Source organism: Paenibacillus lautus (genome assembly GCF_050482385.1).
GTDB classification, from domain to species: domain Bacteria; phylum Bacillota; class Bacilli; order Paenibacillales; family Paenibacillaceae; genus Paenibacillus_AQ; species Paenibacillus_AQ lautus_B.
In genome coordinates this window covers 1-20,366 of the sequence record NZ_JBCNHV010000001.1, presented here as the reverse complement: position 1 = coordinate 20,366, position 20,366 = coordinate 1, and the positions used below count along the sequence as shown (strand labels likewise).

Here is a 20,366-nt window from a genome sequence, read left to right as displayed (position 1 = left end):
AATAGTGTGATTACATCACTTCATTCTTTAAATCCAGGAGGGGATTTTCATGAGCGGAGTATATGGCGGCGGTGGATGGAACAATTCTGTAGGAATTATTTTGGTTCTCTTTATCCTGCTCGTAATCATCTTGAGTGCTTGGGTTTAAACCGTCAAGCTTCTTGGCAGTAGTGACAGGAAGCCCGGTGCTTGCCGGGCTTTTGTCTGCCTCAATAGAACTCAATTCGATGCGGCTTTGACCGAAGGGCTGTGTGCGGACACAACTGCAGTCATGACCAAATGGCTGCTGTCGGATTGAATCGCATGTAAAAACGCCTCTTTAAGCGCTCCAAACACCTGGGCCAGTGCCCCGTCCAATCGGCTGGCGTAATGAACGCTTCCGGCGAATGTCCCAGCTGCCTTCGCACGATGAACTTCATCGTAGATGACATCCATGTAGTTATCGGTACCCATGGGGTAAAGAGCGAATTGGCAGGCAGTCTCAATATCGGCATGTTCCCCGATGTCGCTGTTTAAGAGAGTCGAATCCTCAGTCATATATACATCGGCGTCCGTATCTCCAGGGCAACCGATGGAATAAGTACCATTAAAAACGGTGTGCACGCCACTCGCCGCAGCATGGGCGAATATCGCCCTTGTAACATCAAAAACATGCTCTGCACGTCCGCGAATACAGGTGCTCACATCATCTGTCTGAACCCACACCTTCCCCGTATCCACGGATTGTAGCGCGCCCATGATGACCTCCACAAACCGGTCCGTCATGGGAAATACCGAGAACCGGCACCCGACGATCCGACTGGTTCCGCATACAAGCTCATTCATTGTTATTTCCTCCCTATGATATAAGTCCACACGCAAAAAAACCGCACCCCATGAAGAAAGTGCAGTTATGCCTATGAAAAGAAATAAACATAAATGCTACACTTCCCCACGCTAGTATGACCTAGATCGGGTGTTAAGGGTTAACGGCAAAACGCCGTCTCTCAGCACATGGCACCCCTAGTACAGCCAACATCCTATGTAGTTGAGTTGGTTATCGCAAGTTTGCCCGGAGCTTCTATTATCTTAGAAGTTCGAGGGTTCTTACCTGACTAATTGTATCGTTTAGTGATCGATTTTTCAATCTTTGCCCTTATAAAAAGACCGCCTATCCAAGTTACTGGAACTTAGGGAGGCGGCCTTTTTCATCTATTTAATTAGTTGTATACTTTTACGCGATCTTCAAGTGGTGCAAATTCTTTTTCGCCTGGTTCAGCAACCGGCTTACCGAAAGGCATTTGAGCAAGCAGCTTCCAGTTTTCCGGGATGTTCCATTCGGATTTTACTTTTTCGTCGATCAGCGGGTTGTAGTGCTGCAGGGATGCACCCAGACCTTCTGCTTCAAGGGATGTCCATACTACAAATTGCAGCATGCCGTTGGATTGGTTGGACCAAACCGGGAAGTTGTCGGCATAAGCGGCAAAGTTTTGTTGCAGACCGGCAATGACGTTGTTGTCCTCGAAGAACAATACCGTACCGTAACCAGCGCGGAATGCGCCCATTTTGTCGGCAGTGGATTTGAATGCTTCTTCATCGCCAACGACTTCCTTCAGAATGCCTTCCGTGATGTTCCACAATTTATCGTGCTGTTCGCCAAGCAATACAACGACGCGTGCACTTTGGGAGTTGAAAGAAGACGGGGTATACTTAACCGCTTCGTTTACGATTTCCTGAATACGTTCGTCCGAGATTACGGATTCTTTGCTAATCCCGTAATAAGAACGGCGATTTTTGAGTGCAGCTGAGAAATCTTTAGACATTGAAAAAAAACCTCCTGGTGTAATCGAATTTGCATACGCCTGATAAAAAGATGTCCTCTCCTTCAAGCAAATATGCAATTTGCTTATTAGCAATATTTTTAATTATCATTCCACATTAACTTACGTTTAGTTAGGAATAATATTTATGTTAGTATGTTAATATAACTTAGAGTAATTGTCAACGACTTTTGAATACATATTATTTTCCTAAACTATTTCATATGAATTGAATCCGTCTGGTTTCTAGAGAAGCTTCATTATATGGAGGTTTAAACGAAAGGAGTGCTTCCTGCCTGAGGACATTAGCTTATGTCTTCTCGAAACTTCACATTATGAACAATTCATGAACAAAATATACAAGTATGAACAAATTAATTGATTTTGATTCTCAATTACACTTGTCGAGCCAGAATGAGGATGATATAATGCATATCAGAGCGCGATTGATAATCAATCTCAATGAGAATGGTGTTGGAAATTGCGAGATCCCGGATATTTAGAGACATACGCATAGAAGGAAGAGCCATGAAGATTAGATACTTATTTGCAGCCGTTGTGGTACTCTCGATAATCTCATTATTTATTGGAGTTAAAGATATCTCGCCACTGCAACTGTTCTCGATGACAGAACAACAACAGCATATTATGCTTGTAAGCCGGATTCCTAGGCTTGTCAGTCTCATATTGGCGGGTGTCAGCATGAGTATCTGCGGATTGATCATGCAGCAGCTCAGCCGCAATAAGTTCGTATCGCCGACCACGGCAGGTACGATGGACTCTGCCAGATTGGGGATTTTGGTAGCCATGCTCGTCTTCACGACAAGCGGTCCGCTTACCAAAATGCTGGTGGCATTTGTATTCGCTCTGGCAGGAACCTTTATCTTCATGAAGATACTGGATCGGATTAAGTTCAAGGATGCGATCTTCATCCCGCTCGTAGGGCTGATGTTTGGTAATATCGTCAGTTCGATAGCCACCTTCTTTGCTTACAAATATGATCTTATTCAGAATATGTCCGCATGGCTTCAGGGTGATTTTTCCATGATCATGAAGGGCCAGTATGAAATGCTCTATATTAGTATCCCGCTTTTGATTCTGGCGTATCTGTTCGCCAACAAGTTTACGGTGGCCGGAATGGGAGAGGAGTTTGCAACTAACCTGGGTCTTCACTACCGGAGAGTTGTGAATCTGGGATTGGTCATCGTGGCGCTGGTTACGGCATCTGTCGTGCTGACGGTCGGCGTGATTCCGTTTCTTGGTCTGATCATACCTAATATTGTCAGTTTGTACTTAGGAGACCACTTGAAAAAAAGCCTTTCGCATACCGCGCTGCTGGGGGCCGGGTTCGTACTGTTCTGTGACATCCTGGGCCGGATCATTATTTATCCCTATGAAATTCCGATTAGTCTAACCGTGGGCGTACTCGGAAGCGGTATATTCATTTTCTTACTGATGAGGAGAAAGGCTTATGACTTATAAAGCCAAACTCGGCCTGTTGGCCGCAGCGGCAATCATCCTGGTGGCAGTCTTTCTGTTCATTGATCTTGGCGGCAATTGGGATTACGCGCTTCCAAGAAGAATCAAGAAGGTGCTTGCCATTATTCTGACCGGCGGAGCGATTGCTCTGTCTACCACGGTGTTTCAAACGGTCACGAATAACCGGATACTGACGCCAAGCGTTATGGGATTAGATTCCTTATATGTACTGATCCAGACCACCGTCATTTTCGTCTTCGGATCCTTCACACTGTATAAACTGGGCAGCAACGTTAACTTTCTGATCAACGTCGGCGGGATGATCCTGTTTGCCGGAGTCTTATACAAGATCCTGTTCAAAAGGGAAGGAAACAACATTTACTTCCTGCTGCTAATCGGCATGATTTTTGGAACCCTGTTCTCCAGCATGTCTTCCTTTATGGAGGTACTGATTGACCCGAACGAGTTCCAGTTTGTGGCCGACAAGATGTTTGCCAGCTTTAACAATGTGAAGACCGAGCTTCTGGTCCTTTCCGTCATTGTCGTTGTGCTGACATTGCTGTACTTTGCCCGATTTGCCAAGTACCTGAACGTGCTGGCACTTGGCCGTGAGCAGGCGATCAATCTCGGTGTGAATTATGATTATGTTGTGAAGCGGCTTCTGATTGTGGTTGCCGTTCTAATCTCGGTGGCTACCGCTTTGGTAGGGCCGATCACATTCCTCGGGCTCCTGGTTGTCAATGTTGCGTACGAAGTTATGAAGACATACAGGCATTCGTATTTAATTGCAGCATCCATACTGATTAGCATTATTGCATTGGTAGGCGGTCAATTGGTTGTAGAGCGGGTGTTTACGTTCTCTACCACGCTCAGCGTCATTATCAACTTCATCGGCGGTGTCTACTTCATATACCTGCTACTAAAGGAGAGTAAAGCATGATCCAGGTTACGAACGTATCGAAAGTCTATGGCGGCAAAAAAGTCGTTGATAACGTGTCGGTTACGATCCCGAAAGGTCAAATCACTTCCTTTATCGGCCCGAATGGTGCCGGCAAGAGTACCTTGCTGTCCATGATTAGCAGATTAACAGGGAAGGACAGCGGACAAATTACGGTGGACGGTAAAGAGGTTAGCCAATGGAAGAGCGGCGATCTGGCGAAGAAGGTTTCCATCCTGAAACAATCCAACCATATCAGCCTCCGTCTGACGGTGCGTGAGCTTGTATCCTTCGGTCGTTTTCCTTACTCTCAGGGCAGATTGAACGCGGAAGATGAGAAATACGTAGATGAGGCGATATCTTATATGGAGCTTGGGGATATGCAGCATAAATATCTTCATCAGCTCAGCGGCGGTCAGACCCAGCGTGCTTACATTGCGATGGTAATCGCCCAGAATACAGAATATATCCTGCTGGATGAGCCTCTGAACAATCTGGACATGAAACATTCCGTACAGATTATGAAGATTCTTAGAAAGCTTGTCGCTGATCTGAACAAGACGATTGTAATCGTGATTCATGACATCAACTTCGCTTCCTTCTATTCGGATTACATCGTGGCATTGAAGGATGGAGCCATTGAAAGCGAAGGGAAGACCGAGAACATCATTCAAAGCAATGTGCTTCGCGGAATCTATGACATGGACATTGAGATCGAAGAGATTAATGACAATCGGGTATGCGTCTACTATGGCTAGGGGACATGGTAGTAGTGAGAGGGGATAAGGATTCTGGGGGAACAGAAGCACGGAATCCTTAATCATATACAAGGACAGGGCTGCCTTGGTTACAGGACGGCATGGTTTAGTCTGTTCGCATTAAATTACATATTCAACCACAAATTCAAATATATGTTGAATTATGAAAGCTTTTAAATATAAAAATGGGGTGTAAAATAATGAAAAAATGGTTGGCTTTATTTATGGTAGCAATGTTCACGCTTGTACTCGCGGCTTGTGGTCAAGACGATAAAACAAGCGGCGCAGGCGGCGGAGATGCAGCTGGAGATACACCGGCTGCAACCGATGAAATCACGATTACCCATCAACTGGGCAAAACACCAGTGAAGAAGAATCCTTCCCGCGTCGTTGTTTTCGATTTTGGTATTCTGGACTCTGTCGATAAACTGGGCGTTGAGGTTCTGGGCGTACCCCAAGCAAATGTCCCGGCCTACCTGTCCAAATTCGAAGACAAGAAATATGAGAATGTGGGCAGCTTGAAAGAGCCTGACTTCGAGAAAATCAACAGCATTAAACCGGATCTGATCATCATTTCCGGCAGACAGCAAGATGCGTATGATGAACTCAGCAAAATTGCCCCAACCATCTTCCTGGGTGTGGATACAAGCAAATACATGGAATCCTTTAAAGCAAACATGAACACGCTGGGTCAAATCTTTGGTAAAGAAGCAGAAGTTGAAAAAGAGCTTGCTACAATTGACGAGAACATCAAAGCTTTGAATGAAAAAGCTACAGCAACCGGCAAGAAGGCATTGATCATCCTGGCTAATGAAGGCAAAATCAGTGCATACGGACCAGGTTCCCGCTTTGGCCTTCTGCACGACGTGTTCGGTTTCGGAGCTGTAGATCCTAACATTGAAGTCAGCACACATGGTAAAGACATTTCGAATGAGTACATCGTTGAGATGAACCCGGATTATCTCTTTGTTGTCGATCGTGGTGCAGCGGTTGCCACAGGCGAAGGGGATTCAGGCGCTAAAGCGGTCGTTGAGAACGAGCTTGTGAATACAACAAACGCGGCGAAAGAGGGTAACATCGTTTACTTGAATCCGGATTTCTGGTATCTTTCCGGTGGCGGCCTGACGTCCGTATCCGAGATGATCACGGAAGTAGACGCAGCGATTAAATAAGTTAGCGAAGTCGTTATGAATATAGGAACACTGGAGCTTTCACATGAGCTCCGGTGTTTTATTTTTTTGCATTAGGGTAAGTGGGTAACGGATAATAAGAAGGACGATTCGTAACCTTACAAGATGATAATCAACAGACACTTGCAGCCATGAAGAGACGATGAGGAGGTCTTTACTATGTTTCGAAATCAAATCTATATTGCTGGAGAATGGATTCAGACCAAAGAACAGATGGATGTATATAATCCGGCGGATGGCAAGGCGATAGCTACCGTGTCCAAGGCCGGCAAGAAGGAAGCTGCCCTGGCCGTCGATGCGGCAGCCGATGCTTTTCCGGCATGGTCCCGCAGAACGGCGAATGAGCGAGGGGAACTGCTGCGCCGCTGGCACCAGCTCATAGCGGAGCATACGGATGAATTGGCGCGGATTATGACCACAGAGCAGGGGAAACCGCTGAAGGAAGCTGCGGGCGAGATACAATATGCCAACAGCTTTGTGTCCTGGTATGCGGAGGAAGGCAAACGAATCTACGGTGAGACCATACCCGGATCATCCAGCCGCCAACGCATCATTGTAACGAAGCAGCCCGTTGGCGTCGTAGCAGCAATTACGCCGTGGAACTTTCCGGCCTCCATGATTACCCGTAAGGTGGCGCCTGCACTGGCCGCCGGCTGTACTGTGGTGATCAAGCCATCCGGTGAGACGCCATTCACGGCCATCAAGCTGGTGGAGCTTGCCGATCAGGCCGGTATTCCTGCCGGGGTCATTAACATCGTAACTGGATCTTCAAGCGACATTTCCGGCGTGTGGCAGGCGGACAGCCGCGTAAGAAAACTGTCTTTTACGGGATCAACCGAGGTGGGGAAACAGCTGATGGCCGGAGCTGCCGCTAACGTCAAGAAAATATCGCTGGAGCTTGGCGGTCATGCACCGTTTATTGTGACGGATCAGGCTGACCTGAACCAAGCAGCTGTCGGATTAATCTCCTCTAAATTCCGCAATGGGGGACAGACCTGCGTGTGTGCCAACCGTGTATATGTTCAGGAAGGCATTGCACAGGAATTTGCCGCGAAGTTTGCTGAGCTAGTCAAACAATTGAAGGTAGGAAATGGACTGGAGAATGGCGTTGATATCGGTCCTTTGATTAACCGGGACGCTGTGGATAAAGTCGTAAGACAGATCAAGGACGCGGAAGAGAAGGGCGGAGTCATACTGGCAGGAGGTCAAGCATTATCTGAGCTGGGTCGCAATTATATTGAGCCGACGGTCATCATGAACGCAACCGATGACATGGAGTGTATGAACGAGGAAACCTTCGGCCCCCTTGCGCCGATTACCACTTTCCGGACGATAGACGAAGCGGTGCAGCGTGCCAATAACAGTCCTTATGGCTTAGCCGCCTATGTATTTACACAGAATCTAGGCGAAGCGGTTCACATAGCGGAATCGCTGGATTACGGGATTGTGGGTGTCAATGATCCAGTACCTTCGACGGCGCAAGCGCCATTCGGCGGATTCAAAGAGAGTGGGCTCGGCCGAGAAGGCGGGCACTACGGAATGGATGAGTTCCTGGAGGTGAAGTATATTTCGCTTGGTTTATAAGAGCGGGGCGAGTATATCTTTGCACAAGAACGCGAAACGGGTGGATTGACAGCATATATCTTACTGCGCTACTCCATGCCAATTCAAAATTAAGGGGCATGCTCAAGGTATTCAGACCATGAGTATGCCCCTTTTTTATTATGGTTGCAGGATGATGGGTTTGCCAGTTTCCGCGGATTCATCGGCGGCAAGCGTCACTTCCAGCGTCTTGAAGCCGTCTTCATAAGATGCCAGGACTAGGCTCGGATCGTTGTTACGAATGGCGTCAATCAAGGCGTTGGTTAGGTTCTTGTAAAAGTCCGTTTTGCTGCGGTACACGATTTCCTTCTCCTTGTCTACAATGGAGAGCGTGGTTCCGTCCAGCACGACGCGGAAGTCGCGGCCCATGATCTCGATTCCGCTGCGGTGATCGAACTGGATAAATCCAGTTTGCATATGGCCGACGGCTCCGGAATCCAACACGAATTGGATGGCGCCCACATCCGGAATGTCGAGGTCCGGAATGTCGTCTACCAGCAGCAGCTTCATATCGGCATACAGGCGGGTGATATCGCCGCACAGGTAGCGAACCAGATCCATGGTGTGCGTGGATTGCTCAACCAGCTGTCCGCCGGATAATGCCTTCTTCCGCCACCAAGGAGTCGGTACAGGCGTTGTTATGTAGTGGGCGCGAACCATGCCGATCTTCTTGTCCTTGAGAAAATCTTTGGCGATTGCAACGGTGTCCAGGTACCGAAGACAGTAGCCGGAAGCTGCAATGATTCCGCTTTCAGCAATGACCCTGGCTTTGTGGCGGACGGACTGGGCGTCCAGTCCCAGCGGCTTCTCCACCATCAGGTGAATACCCTTTGCGGCTGCCTGTTCTTCGATATCACCATGGCAAAATGGCGGAATGCATACATACAGCACATCCAGCTGCTCTTGCTCCAGCATCGTGCTGCCGTCTGTATAATAAGCTGTGCCGTACAGTTCGGCCTGCTGCTGCGCTAACGCTTCATTGGTATCGCATATTGCAGCCAGCTGAACGTGTTCGTTCCCGTGAAGGTTTTTGATATGGACGGCGCCCATGCCTCCCGCTCCTAGCACGCCTGCTTTAATCATAGGTTGCCTCACTCCTGATCGTATAAGATGATGGTTACATATTCCGGTAACTCGATTACTCACACGTGATTATAGCCCCGCTATCCATATTATTCAAGCATTCATTTGAACCTAGATTGACGGACCCGCAATGATAAAAAGCACAGAAGACCTCCTCAAATACCACGAGTACGCCTTCTGTGCCGCTGTTTCGAATAAAGCATAGGCCTGTACGCCATGTCTGTCCGCTAACTCTGCTGCGCTTCCTCCACCCGGATCGGATATCCGCAATGCCGGCAAAAGCCCGGGATCGAAGCATAGGCAGCACCATGGATTCTTTCTAGGGTGCCTGCTCCAATAACTAACCCTGTAACATTTCCGTCCACTCTTTTTTCTGCATGGTTCGTGCTTTCCGAGTTCTATCCCTTAATCCCGTTCATGGCAATGCCTTCAATGAAGTAACGCTGCAGGAAGATAAACAGAATGATGATGGGAAGGGTAGCCATTAGGGCGCCTGCCATCAGCAGCGGGTAATCGGTGGAATGCTGTCCCTGGAAGCTGGATATCCCGATCGAAAGCACGCGCATCTCCTCAGAGCTCGTCATGATGAGCGGCCACAGAAGATCGTTCCATGAGGCTAATATGGTGAAGATCGCCAGGGAGACGAGAGCCGCCTTGGATAAAGGCAAGTAAATATTCCAGTAAATCCGGAAGTAACTGCAGCCGTCAATTTTGGCGGCTTCTTCCAGATCCTTCGGCAGCGTCATAAAGAACTGTCTCAGTAAGAATGTACCGAAGGCACTGAATATGCCGGGTATGATCAGTACATAGAATGTGTCCAGCCAATTGAACTCGCGCATGATGACAAAGCTCGGAATCATAACGACCTGGGAAGGGACCATCAACACGGCCAGGAGCGCGAGAAAGATGGCGTTCTTGAAAGGGAATCTCAAGCTGGCAAACGCATAGGCTGCAAGGGAGCACAGAATGAGTTGGCCAGCCGTTCGTCCCACCGTCACGATAATGGTGTTCAAGTAGTAGGTACCGAAGTCGATGGTTTGGATGACCCGCAGGTAGTTGTCCGGGTGCCAGTCCACAGGCAGCCATTTGGGCGGAACGGACATGGAGTCCGCAAAGGACTTGAAGGATGTGGATATCATCCACAGAAACGGCATAATCATGAGCAGCGCCCCGACAGCTAACAGGATGTGGGCCGCCAGACGGCTTGCTTTTCCCGTATTGGTTGAAGTATTCACGTCTACACACCTCCTGTTATTGGTAGTGGACCCAGCGTTTCTGAATATACATCTGGACCATGGTGATGATCAGAATAACGATAAACAGAATGAAGGCCTGCGCTGAAGCATAACCCATGTTGAAGTATTTGAAGCCGTCTTCCCAGATGCTGTATACAACCGTTCGAGTGGATTCCAGCATCGTGGTCTGTTGATCCATCATGATGAAGATCAGGTCAAACACCTGGAACGAATTGATGAAGGACATGACCAAGACAAAGAATAAGCTGGGCGTGAGCAGAGGAAGTGTAATTCGGAAAAACTTATACAACGTCCCCGCTCCGTCAAGCGAAGCCGCTTCATAATAGCTGCCGGAGATGCCCTGCAGACCGGACAGCAGAATGACGGCATTGTATCCGATGCTGCTCCAGACACTGACAAGCACGATGGAGAACAAGGCGAATCGCTCATCGAACAGCCAGTTGGGCTGCGGCAGGTTCATGACGCCCAGCACATGGTTGATCAATCCGAATTCGGAGTTGTATAACCATTTCCATACCATGCCGACCGCGATCGGCATGGTGATGACGGGAATGAAATAAAGGGTGCGGTAGAATACCATACCTTTGATCTTCTGGTTCAAGAGCACGGCTAGCACCGTTGCGAGTGCAACGGATAATGGCACCGTACCGACGGTATACAGCATTGTGTTGAGCAAGGAACCGGTGAATTTGTCGTCCTTCATCAAATTTGCGAAGTTATCGAATCCGATGAACTGAGGTGAAGTTAGTCCATCCCACGACGTAAACGACAGGAATAGAGATGCTGCGGAAGGTGCCATGTAGAACAGACCGAGGCCCAGTACAACTGGAAGAATGAAAATATACCCCCAGACAGCTTCGTGTACGGCAAGTTTCCCAACCTTTCGCTTGGTTGTCGTTTTAGGAGGTTCTGTGGTCACAGTGATGGGAGAGCTCACAGGCTGCACCGTCCTTTCTTAATTTCCGTATTGGGAGCGGCTGCTCATCATTTCGTTTCTGTCGCAAGGATCGCATTCATCTGTTCGCCGGCATTTTTCAGTGCTTCTTCAAACGATTTCTTTCCGAGGAAAGCCGCCTGAATTTCCTTCACTTCAGCGTCCTGCCACTCTGCGGTTTTCTGGGATACGGGATAAGGTACGGCGAACTCCAGGCTGTCTACGAACACCTGCAGATCAATAGATGGAATGGACTTCAGCCAGCCGCCCTCCGTTCCTTTGTACGCAGGCATCGAGAAGCCTGATTCGGCGAGTAATTCCTGGCCTTCCTTGCCGGAAAGAATCTGAATCAGCTCCCAGGATTCCTGCTCGACCTTGGTCTTGCCGTTGATGGCCCAGCTGAGTCCATGAACGATTGATGCCTTTTCCTTGCCGGCAGGAAGTTCAGCGACACCGAGTTTGTCGCCGAGAAGCTTGTACAACTCGGGGGAGTTAACCGAAATCCCTGGGAATATAGCGGCCTTGCCGGAGCCGAACAATTGGCGGGACTTCGTTTCAAGCTGCTGCTGGGCGCTTGGGGAATACCCTTTTTCAATCAAGCTCTGCTCCCACTGGAAGGCCGATAGTGCTTCGGGTGTATCGAATCCGGATGATTTCTTATCGTCCGAGATGACGTATCCGCCCGCTTGGGCAATGAAGTTGTAATATCCGATTTGGCTGTCGATCGGTGCGATGAAGCCGTATATGCCGTTAGATTTATCCGTCAGCTTGGCTGCGTTCTCCTCGACGGTTTGCCAGGTCCAGCTTTTGTCGGGATATGGCAGACCTGCTTGGTCAAACAATTCTTTATTGTAAAAAAGTCCAACGGAATCCTGGAAGTAAGGGAGTCCGTGAAGTTTACCCTGATAGGTGTACATATCGACGAGCGCTTCGGTATAAACCGAGGTGTCTAGACCGCTTTGTTCAATTAGGGGGGACAGGTCTTTGATCAGACCGGAGGAGGCATAGGAATGAAAGTTAGGACCGTTCATCCAGTAGACGTCAGGACCGCTGTTACCGGCGAGGCTGGTTTTCAGCTTGGTCCAATAATCGGCCCATGGGGTGTAAGTCACTTTCACTTCAACATTCGGGTGCTTCTCATTGAAAATTTTAATGGACTTGTCCAGCGTGTCCCGCACATTTTCGTCCCATAGAGCGACGCTGATGACTTTCTTGCCGTTTTCTCCTCCAGAGGCATTGCCGCCTCCGCAAGCAGACAGTAACGCGGTGAACACGAATAATACCGAAATCAGGACAGACATTCTTTTTTTCATCAGATAACCCTCCTTGAATTCACATGATTTTTGATCAAGCGTGGTTGGTCGTACGGCTTGTTCGAAGTGAATCGGACCCCATATGCGCCCCCTTTATGTAAGTGATGTAAAAAGCGATAGTTATTCCATAAGTCGAAAAAAGTTAACGTCGATATGCTATCTTTCTTGACAGAACAACCAGCTTCTGTTGCGAAAGATTATATAATCCCCTCCATTATTTTTCAAGATAGCGATTTCAAAACCGTTTAAATTCTTTTTTTCACAATATGAGCGAATTCGCATGAGATCAAAAGCGACTACTTATTTTGGATGATGGAATAAGTTTTTATTCGTTTCTGGAACATGTTATAGTGATTCTATCCTCATTTTTCCGATACAGAAAGTCGCACTATGCGAAGAAACGATAGAGAGGTTGAGCTTGCTTGAACAATATGAAAAAAGGTGACCATAAGCTGATTCAGGCATTAAACCGGTCCATGGTGCTGAACAAGATCCGCACAGAGGGACCCATCTCCAGAATCGATCTGGCCAAAAAAAACAGGCTGAGTCCCTCCACGGTCGCCTCAGCCGTACAGGAGCTCATCAAGGAAGGCTACGTTTCCGAGATTGGAACGGGTTCCTCCAGCGGAGGAAGAAAACCCATTCTGCTTAAATTCAATCCGGATAATCATTATTTGTTCGCTGTAGCGATAACGAATTCGGTCATGATGCTGGCCCGAATGAATCTGGAGGCGAAGGTGCTCCAGAAGGAAACGCATCCTCTAACCGGACTCCAAGGAGAAGCCGTTATCGAACGACTGCTGAGCCGGATGGATGATTTCATGACAGGACAAGAAGACTTGGAGCGGTGTGTCGGGATTTCCGTTACCGTGCCGGGCATTGTGAGTGATAGTCAGGGCATGGTGCGCTATAACACGAAACTTCGCATGACCGATGTTCCGTTGAAACGGATTATGGAAGAGCGCTATGGGCTGCGGACCTGGGTGGAGAACGATATGAATTCCGTTGTACTGGCTGAACGCCGTTTTGGAGATTACACATTTGCGAACCTGATTTATATCTCCATTGGCGACGGGCTTGGTTCCGGTATTTTGATTAACGATCATCTCCTAAGGGGCAAGCATGGCGGTGCTGGCGAATTTGGGCATACGAGCGTAAACCGCAGCGGCATCCGCTGCGAATGCGGCAATGTAGGCTGCTTGGACAGTTACATCAGTTGGATGGCCGTGTATTCGCGAATGATTACGGCAATCGCAACGGGGAGACCGACGCTAATCCAGGAGCTGAGCGGGGGAGATTACAGTAAAATCGTTCCGTCCGTATTCAAGGAAGCTCTTCGCAGAGGGGACAAGCTGGCAAGGGATCTGAATGAGGAAGTGGCGGAGCTTCTGGGAGCAGCCATCGTCAATCTGGTCAATATGTTTAATCCCGAAGCGCTAATCCTGGGCGGGGATATGGCGCATGGAAATCCGAATTTGCTGGAAATGGTTCGCAGCTATATAGACCGGCATGCGCTGCCGATTCTGAAGGAGGACATGGTATTCGGTTTGGCCTCCCTTGGCGAGGAAGACAAGCTAATGGGTGCGGCCTCAGTCCTGCTGCAGGACTTGCTAGGTTTCTCCCTAACGGAATAATGGATTTGACAACGTTTCCACCTGCACGTTATCTTTGGTTAAATGCATATGCGGAAGGGGAGAAGTTGATTGGTGCAGTACATTCTGGCGCTTGATCAAGGAACAACAAGCTCGCGCGCGATTCTGTTCAACAAGGAAGGAGAAATCGTGCACTCGGCTCATAAGGAGTTCCCGCAGTATTTTCCCAAGCCGGGCTGGGTGGAGCAGAATGCCAATGAAATATGGGGCTCCATTCTTGCGGTCATTGCGACCTGCTTATCCGAAGCGGGCGTGAAGGCGGATCAGATTGCCGGAATCGGAATTACGAATCAGCGGGAGACGGCCGTAGTATGGGACCGGAATAGCGGCGAACCGATATACCACGCCATTGTCTGGCAATCCCGCCAGACGGCGGACATCTGCGAGGAGCTGATTGCCGCCGGACATGACGGGATGGTTCGGGAGAAGACCGGACTGTTGATTGATCCTTATTTCTCGGGAACGAAGATCAAATGGATCCTCGATCATGTAGACGGTGCGCGTGAGAGGGCCGAGCGCGGAGACATTATATTGGGGACCATCGATACCTGGCTGATCTGGAAGCTGTCCGGAGGCCAGGCGCACGTGACCGATTATTCCAACGCATCGCGTACGATGCTCTATAACATTCATGAATTGAAATGGGATGAGGAACTCCTGCAGCTCCTAGATATCCCTATGGCCATGCTGCCCGAAGTCAGGCCTTCTTCCGAGATATATTCTAATACCGTTTCCTATCATTTCTTCGGTCGCGAGGTTCCAATTGCCGGAGCAGCCGGCGATCAGCAGGCGGCGCTGTTCGGGCAGACCTGCTTCTCGGAAGGCATGGTGAAGACAACCTACGGAACCGGCAGCTTTATGCTGATGAATACCGGCGACCAGCCGGTAAAATCCGAGCATGGGCTGATCACGACGATCGCCTGGGGACTGGATGGCCGCGTACAGTATGCGCTCGAGGGCAGCGTGTTCGTGGCCGGCTCGGCGATCCAGTGGCTGCGCGACGGGCTTCGGATGTTCCGCGAAGCGAAGGACAGCGAGCCTTATGCGCGCCGGGTCAACTCGACGGAGGGCGTGTACGTGGTGCCGGCTTTTGTTGGACTTGGCAGCCCATACTGGAACAGCGATGTTCGAGGGGCTGTCTTCGGCCTGACACGAGGCACGTCGAAAGAGCATTTCATCCGTGCAACCCTGGAGTCGCTTGCCTATCAAACACGGGATGTTCTATCCGTGATGGAAGAGGATTCGGGTTATAGCATCACATCCCTGCGGGTGGATGGAGGGGCTGTATCCAACACGTTTCTCATGGAATTCCAAAGCGATATTCTGAATGTTCCGGTGGAACGGCCGGACATTACGGAGACAACGGCACTCGGTGCCGCCTACCTGGCGGGGCTCGCTGTCGGCTTCTGGAAGGATCAGGAGGAAATCTGCAGTAAATGGAGCATGGGGCAAAGCTTCAAGCCAACTATGGGGGAAGACGTAAGGGAACAATTATACAGCGGCTGGAAAAAAGCCGTTTATGCGGCAATGGCTTTTCATTAGCATTTTCTATGGTATAATGATCATTAAGTGAATACATGTCTGGAGACTTGGAGAGACCACTAGGCGCGGAATACCTCATGATATGGGGTTTGTTACTGCGTGTTTCGTGGTCTCTTTTTTGCTGCCATTTTTCATTGGAAGGGTAAGGATAGATAAAAACAGGGTAAATCATACTGGGAGGGATTCATTGTGAAGCAGGCACAGTCGTTTTCAAGTTTGGAACGCAGGCATCGATTTCAAGAAATTGCAGAGGCAACCTTTGATCTGATTGTAATCGGCGGCGGTATAACCGGTGCGGGGATTGCGCTGGATGCGGTCACGCGCGGGATGTCGGTTTTATTGGTCGAGATGCAGGATTTTGCCGCAGGAACGAGCAGCCGTTCAACCAAGCTGGTGCATGGCGGACTGCGATACCTGAAGCAGTTTGAAGTCGGCATGGTGGCCGAGGTTGGGAAAGAACGGGCCGTTGTGTATGAGAATGGGCCGCATGTTACCACGCCGGAGTGGATGCTCCTGCCGATACACCGTGGTGGCACCTTTGGGAGGTTCAGCACCTCCATCGGGCTGATGGTGTATGATTTCCTGGCTGGTGTAAAGCGGGGAGAGCGGCGTTCCATGCTGTCTGCATCCGAGACGCTGAAGCGGGAGCCGCTTCTGAAAGAGGAAGGCCTTAAGGGCGGCGGTTATTATGTGGAATACCGGACGGACGATGCCAGGCTGACGCTGGAGGTCATGAAGGAGGCAGCCTCCAGAGGGGCGGTTCTGTTCAATTACGCAAAGGCCGAATCGTTGAATTATGATGCGGATGGACGAATCACCGGCATCACCGTGCGGGATATGCTGGGTGGCGGGACCAAGCCTGTATCCGGAACCAAAATCGTAAATGCGGCAGGGCCCTGGGTGGATCAGGTGCGCGAAATGGATAAGTCCAAGAAGGGGAAAATGCTTCAGCTGACCAAAGGGGTTCATCTGGTCATCGATCAATCCAAGTTCCCGCTGCGTCAAGCGGTGTACTTTGATACACCTGACGGCCGAATGGTGTTTGCTATTCCCCGTGACGGGAAGACCTATGTGGGAACAACCGATACGGTCTACAAGGCTGATCCTGTACGTCCCTTGATCACAGTGGAGGACCGGGATTATATATTGAAAGCCATTCATTACATGTTCCCTGGCGTGAAGCTAAGTCCGGCAGACGTTGAATCGGGATGGGCGGGAGTCCGGCCCCTTATACTGGAGGAAGGCAAAAGCCCGTCCGAAATTTCACGCAAGGATGAAATTTGGGAGTCCCCGTCCGGCCTGATTACCATTGCCGGAGGGAAGCTGACCGGCTATCGCAAAATGGCCGCCACCGTCGTCGATCTGGTTGCAAAACGGATCCAAGAGAATGGCGGGAAAGCGTATGGTGCCTGCGTAACGAAAAATCTGCCGATTTCCGGCGGTCAGGTTGGCGGCTCCGGCCAATTCCCTGATTTTGTCCGCAAGCAGGCGGAGATCGGCGCCACGCAAGGAATTGACCGTAAGCTCGCCGAGCAGTGGGCGCGAATGTACGGCTCCAACGTGTCGGAATTGTTCCGCTTGGCCAAGGAGGGCTCCGAACAGGCGGAAGCAGCGGCGCTTCCGGTATCGGTGCTGGTTCCGCTGATGTATGCGATTCAGCATGAGATGGCAGCAAAGCCGGCCGACTTTTTCATCCGTCGCACGGGTTCCTTGTTATTTCATATCGATTGGACGAGAAAATGGAAAATGCCCGTGATTGATTATATGGCTACCTTACTGGATTGGAGCGAGCAGCAGACCCTCGAATACACGAAGGAACTGGATGAGGAGCTGGTCTCGGCCACACAACCGGCAGCAAGCGAACAATCGGCCCCGGCTCCAATTCCGCAAAACCCTTCTAAAACGAAACTTTCGTCTTAATTGTCATGTGATTTTAAACGGACGAAGTGAGGGGGGAAGGGATGACTCGGGATGACGAGCCCCCCTCAAATATAGAAGTAAAGGCACTGGTATGATAATCTATATACGTTCACACACGAGAGGAGAGATCACCCGATGAACCACAAAGCGTATGAAGGATCATATCACGGAGAGCGCGCGGTTTGGCTTCAGCACGGCCCTTACGAAGCGGCGATATTGCCTGAAATCGGAGGCAATCTCATCGCTTTTAGGGATAACGAAAGCGGTTACCGGTTCCTTCGCGAACCGGAAGCAGACGAAATGGAAGCATTCAAATCCAATCCTGGCGTTCACGGCATTCCTGTTCTCTTTCCGCCTAACCGTTATGAGGACGGCCGGTTTCCATGGAATGGACAAACCTATCAGTTTCCGATCAACGAAGAAGCGACGGGCAATCACCTCCATGGCTTTTTACATACGATCCCTTGGAGCGTCGAGGATTTTGGCAGCAGCGAGGCTGAAAGCTATGTGGTGGTGTCGGTCACCATTGATGAGAATCATCCCGTATATGCCATGCTTCCGCACCAGTTCACGTTCCGGCTTCGCTATACACTGAATCAGGATGGATTGGCCCAGCATGTGTTTATTCGTAATCTGGGTACTAGCAGCATGCCGTGCCTGCTAGCCTTCCATACGGCAATCAACGCTCCGTTTGCACCCGAGAGCACAGCGGATGATTGCGTTGTGAGAATTACCATGGGCGAGCGGTGGGAAATGAGTGAGCGGATGCTGCCGACAGGCAAGTTCCAGACTCAGACGCCAGAAGAAGAGCTGCTTCGGACAAGCGGCGTAAATCCTTATTTCGATTCGATGGACAACCATTACACGGCCGTCCCGCAAAACGGCAGAAACCGCATGGAATTGACGGATACCAAGCTTGGTAAAACGTTCGTTTACGATGTCGGCAACTCGTATAAGCAGTGGATGGTATGGAACAACAAGGCGAGCCGGAAGTTCTTCTGTCCCGAGCCGCAGATTAACCTGGTGAATGCACCGAACGTGGACTTGCCTGCGGACGATATCGGTCTGTTCGGTTTGGCTCCAGGCGAAATTTGGGAAGCAACCTCAAGGCTGTATCTCAAGGATTAGAAGTAAGACTTTTCCCACAAAAAGCGTATGGATTTTGGCACCCGGATACACAGGGCGTTTATCATCCATACGCTTTATATTTTATGAGCCCTTCTTCAACTGCCATTTGAAGAAAAAGACGTTTGTTCCTGTTTACGGCGGCGACTGCGTTTCAAGCCATCCGGAATGGCAAAAAAGGCGATATACATAAGGATAAACAGCGCGAGTGCAATGAGCTCCTCAAAGAGGATGTATATGGGATGCGGTCCCAGCAGGTCCAGCAGCGAAGCGGTGTCCGGCTTGCGCATCAGGAACATATAATTCGAGCCGACAGCGAGGTTGACCAGACCGACAACAACTGCGGATACGTTCAGGAAGACCATCGTCCAGGCGATGGATTTCCAGGTTGGACGGTATCCTCGGACCCATGTCATGTACAATGCCGTCAATAGGATCGCGATATGGACAATGAAGAAATGAAAGAACCGGAAATGTGGGAAAGGGTAACCCAGATTGGGTGTTAATATAGCCTGCAAGGCCCCTCCGATTCCGGCAAAGTAAACCAACGGATATAGACGGCGTTCATCCGTAAGCAGGATGGCGATGGAGAGAAACAGGGTCAAACTGCACAATTCCAATGGAAGCGAAGTGGCGGGGTCCCATATTCCCGTTGACGTATACCAGATATGAAGGGAGGCTTCGGGTAACGAAAGTGCACCAAGCAGCCCCCATCTCACGGTCTTTTGCAGAGAAGGCTTGGAGGCGATGGCGGTCCTAAACAGGTACAATAATAAGCCAAGGGCGATAAACACCAAAATAGCTATCCCATGTTCGATGGAGAAAGCTGTGAAAACTTCCGGATATCTCGGATCAAAATAGGGACCGATGTGTGATCATCCTCTCTATATTCATAAGCCTTTGATTTGATATTACTATAATATGGAGTTTATTAGGGATATATTGCATTATTGGGGCAACAAGGACAGCAATCAAGCCAGCAGCATTACGATTACATTGATTGCCGACTGAAAGCCACGGTTTTAAAGACGGCTTTGCCAGAACATCCCTTCATGGGTTGGGAAGGGCAAACACATAGCACGTGTGCGTGTGCTTTTCTTTTTGTCCAATCGTTGCAGTTGTGTAGTTTAACTGATACAATTGTTTTATGGGACTAGAATATAGACGTACAGCTACAACAGTATCTCTCATTAACTATCATTTTGTTTTCTGCCCTCGTTATCGAAGAAAAGTGTTAGTAAAACAAGTGGAAATTCGATTCAAGGAACTATTAGCTGAAATATGCCATCAGAATAACTGGATTATTGTGGCGATGGAAGTGATGCCCGATCATGTCCACCTGTTCCTGAACTGTCTTCCCACCGATTCTCCATCAGACGTTATGGCAAAAGTGAAAGGAGTGACCTCTCGAATATTAAGGCAGGAGTTTGAGCATCTTGCTCATTTGCCTAGTCTGTGGACACGTTCTTTTTTCGTTAGTACAGCTGGAAACGTATCAAGTGAAACCGTAAAGCGTTATGTTGAAGAACAAAAGAAAAGGGGGTGAACACATGCAAGTTTTAACCGTTAAGATACGCATATTTCCTGATCAACCAGCCATTCTCGGTCAATTGGGAAAGGAGTACATTCGGGTAGTCAATCAACTAACCGAACGGGCTGAACAACTGGGGGCATTTCCGAAAATGACTACAAAAGATGTAGAAACCATTCTTCCGTCTGCCGTTTGTAATCAAGCGATTCGTGATGCCAAAAGTATTTTCAGTAAAATCAAGAAAC

Annotated in this window: 18 protein-coding genes, 1 pseudogene and 1 riboswitch; of the genes and pseudogenes, 12 read left to right on the top strand and 7 right to left on the bottom strand. The window is 49.3% G+C overall.

Annotated elements, in window-relative coordinates:
- The first annotated feature begins 49 nt into the window (after positions 1 to 49).
- Positions 50 to 148 (top strand): sporulation protein YjcZ, encoded by a 99-nt coding sequence (locus ABEW73_RS00095; protein ID WP_076325078.1) that lies wholly within the window; start codon positions 50 to 52, stop codon positions 146 to 148.
- Between the two features lie 71 nt (positions 149 to 219).
- Here ABEW73_RS00095 and ABEW73_RS00090 read toward each other — a convergent pair whose 3' ends face one another.
- Both ABEW73_RS00090 and ABEW73_RS00085 read right to left on the bottom strand, forming a co-directional pair.
- Positions 220 to 825 (bottom strand): YkoF family thiamine/hydroxymethylpyrimidine-binding protein, encoded by a 606-nt coding sequence (locus ABEW73_RS00090; RefSeq protein ID WP_430172904.1) that lies wholly within the window; start codon positions 823 to 825, stop codon positions 220 to 222.
- A gap of 86 nt (positions 826 to 911) precedes the next feature.
- Positions 912 to 1,014, bottom strand: a riboswitch (TPP riboswitch).
- A gap of 185 nt (positions 1,015 to 1,199) precedes the next feature.
- On the bottom strand, positions 1,200 to 1,802 hold the full coding sequence (locus tag ABEW73_RS00085; RefSeq protein ID WP_430172906.1) for a nitroreductase family protein: 603 nt from the start codon (positions 1,800 to 1,802) through the stop codon (positions 1,200 to 1,202).
- A 525-nt stretch (positions 1,803 to 2,327) separates the two neighbouring features.
- Here ABEW73_RS00085 and ABEW73_RS00080 point away from each other — a divergent pair.
- The 5 genes from ABEW73_RS00080 (at position 2,328) to ABEW73_RS00060 (ending at position 7,747) form a co-directional block, all read left to right on the top strand.
- Positions 2,328 to 3,281: an ABC transporter permease gene (locus ABEW73_RS00080; RefSeq protein ID WP_430172908.1), complete on the top strand. Its 954-nt coding sequence runs from the start codon at positions 2,328 to 2,330 to the stop codon at positions 3,279 to 3,281.
- Positions 3,271 to 4,218: an iron chelate uptake ABC transporter family permease subunit gene (locus ABEW73_RS00075; RefSeq protein ID WP_098747217.1), complete on the top strand. Its 948-nt coding sequence runs from the start codon at positions 3,271 to 3,273 to the stop codon at positions 4,216 to 4,218. The genes ABEW73_RS00080 and ABEW73_RS00075 overlap by 11 nt, the downstream gene beginning before the upstream one ends.
- A complete protein-coding gene (locus ABEW73_RS00070; RefSeq protein WP_076325073.1) occupies positions 4,215 to 4,973 on the top strand; it encodes an ABC transporter ATP-binding protein in 759 nt (252 codons plus the stop codon). The genes ABEW73_RS00075 and ABEW73_RS00070 overlap by 4 nt, the downstream gene beginning before the upstream one ends.
- Before the next feature lie 200 nt (positions 4,974 to 5,173).
- Positions 5,174 to 6,145, top strand: coding sequence for a siderophore ABC transporter substrate-binding protein (locus ABEW73_RS00065; protein WP_430172910.1), 972 nt, complete (start codon positions 5,174 to 5,176; stop codon positions 6,143 to 6,145).
- Between the two features lie 177 nt (positions 6,146 to 6,322).
- Positions 6,323 to 7,747: an NAD-dependent succinate-semialdehyde dehydrogenase gene (locus ABEW73_RS00060; RefSeq protein ID WP_430172911.1), complete on the top strand. Its 1,425-nt coding sequence runs from the start codon at positions 6,323 to 6,325 to the stop codon at positions 7,745 to 7,747.
- A 138-nt stretch (positions 7,748 to 7,885) separates the two neighbouring features.
- Here ABEW73_RS00060 and ABEW73_RS00055 read toward each other — a convergent pair whose 3' ends face one another.
- The 4 genes from ABEW73_RS00055 to ABEW73_RS00040 all read right to left on the bottom strand — a co-directional run bounded on the left by ABEW73_RS00055 (position 7,886) and on the right by ABEW73_RS00040 (position 12,351).
- Positions 7,886 to 8,848, bottom strand: coding sequence for a Gfo/Idh/MocA family protein (locus tag ABEW73_RS00055; RefSeq protein WP_430172912.1), 963 nt, complete (start codon positions 8,846 to 8,848; stop codon positions 7,886 to 7,888).
- Positions 8,849 to 9,246: 398 nt separating this feature from the next.
- Positions 9,247 to 10,083, bottom strand: coding sequence for a carbohydrate ABC transporter permease (locus tag ABEW73_RS00050; protein WP_430172914.1), 837 nt, complete (start codon positions 10,081 to 10,083; stop codon positions 9,247 to 9,249).
- 16 nt (positions 10,084 to 10,099) lie between these two features.
- Positions 10,100 to 11,041 carry a carbohydrate ABC transporter permease gene (locus tag ABEW73_RS00045; RefSeq protein ID WP_076325068.1) on the bottom strand — a complete coding sequence of 314 codons (942 nt, stop codon included), beginning with the start codon at positions 11,039 to 11,041 and terminating at the stop codon, positions 10,100 to 10,102.
- A gap of 47 nt (positions 11,042 to 11,088) precedes the next feature.
- Positions 11,089 to 12,351, bottom strand: coding sequence for an ABC transporter substrate-binding protein (locus ABEW73_RS00040; RefSeq protein WP_430172915.1), 1,263 nt, complete (start codon positions 12,349 to 12,351; stop codon positions 11,089 to 11,091).
- A gap of 431 nt (positions 12,352 to 12,782) precedes the next feature.
- Here ABEW73_RS00040 and ABEW73_RS00035 point away from each other — a divergent pair, with 431 nt between their 5' ends.
- The 4 genes from ABEW73_RS00035 to ABEW73_RS00020 all read left to right on the top strand — a co-directional run bounded on the left by ABEW73_RS00035 (position 12,783) and on the right by ABEW73_RS00020 (position 18,593).
- Positions 12,783 to 13,985 (top strand): ROK family transcriptional regulator, encoded by a 1,203-nt coding sequence (locus ABEW73_RS00035; protein WP_430172955.1) that lies wholly within the window; start codon positions 12,783 to 12,785, stop codon positions 13,983 to 13,985.
- Between the two features lie 69 nt (positions 13,986 to 14,054).
- The gene (gene glpK, locus ABEW73_RS00030) at positions 14,055 to 15,545 is read left to right on the top strand and encodes a glycerol kinase GlpK (RefSeq protein ID WP_430172917.1); all 1,491 of its coding nucleotides are present in this window, start codon (positions 14,055 to 14,057) and stop codon (positions 15,543 to 15,545) included.
- Between the two features lie 189 nt (positions 15,546 to 15,734).
- Positions 15,735 to 17,465 (top strand): glycerol-3-phosphate dehydrogenase/oxidase, encoded by a 1,731-nt coding sequence (locus tag ABEW73_RS00025; RefSeq protein ID WP_430172918.1) that lies wholly within the window; start codon positions 15,735 to 15,737, stop codon positions 17,463 to 17,465.
- Between the two features lie 135 nt (positions 17,466 to 17,600).
- Positions 17,601 to 18,593 carry an aldose 1-epimerase gene (locus ABEW73_RS00020; protein ID WP_430172920.1) on the top strand — a complete coding sequence of 331 codons (993 nt, stop codon included), beginning with the start codon at positions 17,601 to 17,603 and terminating at the stop codon, positions 18,591 to 18,593.
- A gap of 95 nt (positions 18,594 to 18,688) precedes the next feature.
- Here the strand turns inward: ABEW73_RS00020 and ABEW73_RS00015 are convergent, their stop codons facing one another.
- A complete protein-coding gene (locus ABEW73_RS00015; protein WP_430172957.1) occupies positions 18,689 to 19,384 on the bottom strand; it encodes a TIGR02206 family membrane protein in 696 nt (231 codons plus the stop codon).
- Between the two features lie 353 nt (positions 19,385 to 19,737).
- Between ABEW73_RS00015 and tnpA the strand changes: the two genes are divergently transcribed.
- Both tnpA and ABEW73_RS00005 read left to right on the top strand, forming a co-directional pair.
- Complete coding sequence (tnpA, locus tag ABEW73_RS00010) at positions 19,738 to 20,136, top strand: IS200/IS605 family transposase (protein ID WP_430172922.1); 399 nt, start codon at positions 19,738 to 19,740, stop codon at positions 20,134 to 20,136.
- Positions 20,137 to 20,140: 4 nt separating this feature from the next.
- Positions 20,141 to 20,366: pseudogene (locus ABEW73_RS00005) on the top strand (RNA-guided endonuclease TnpB family protein); the annotation flags it as partial.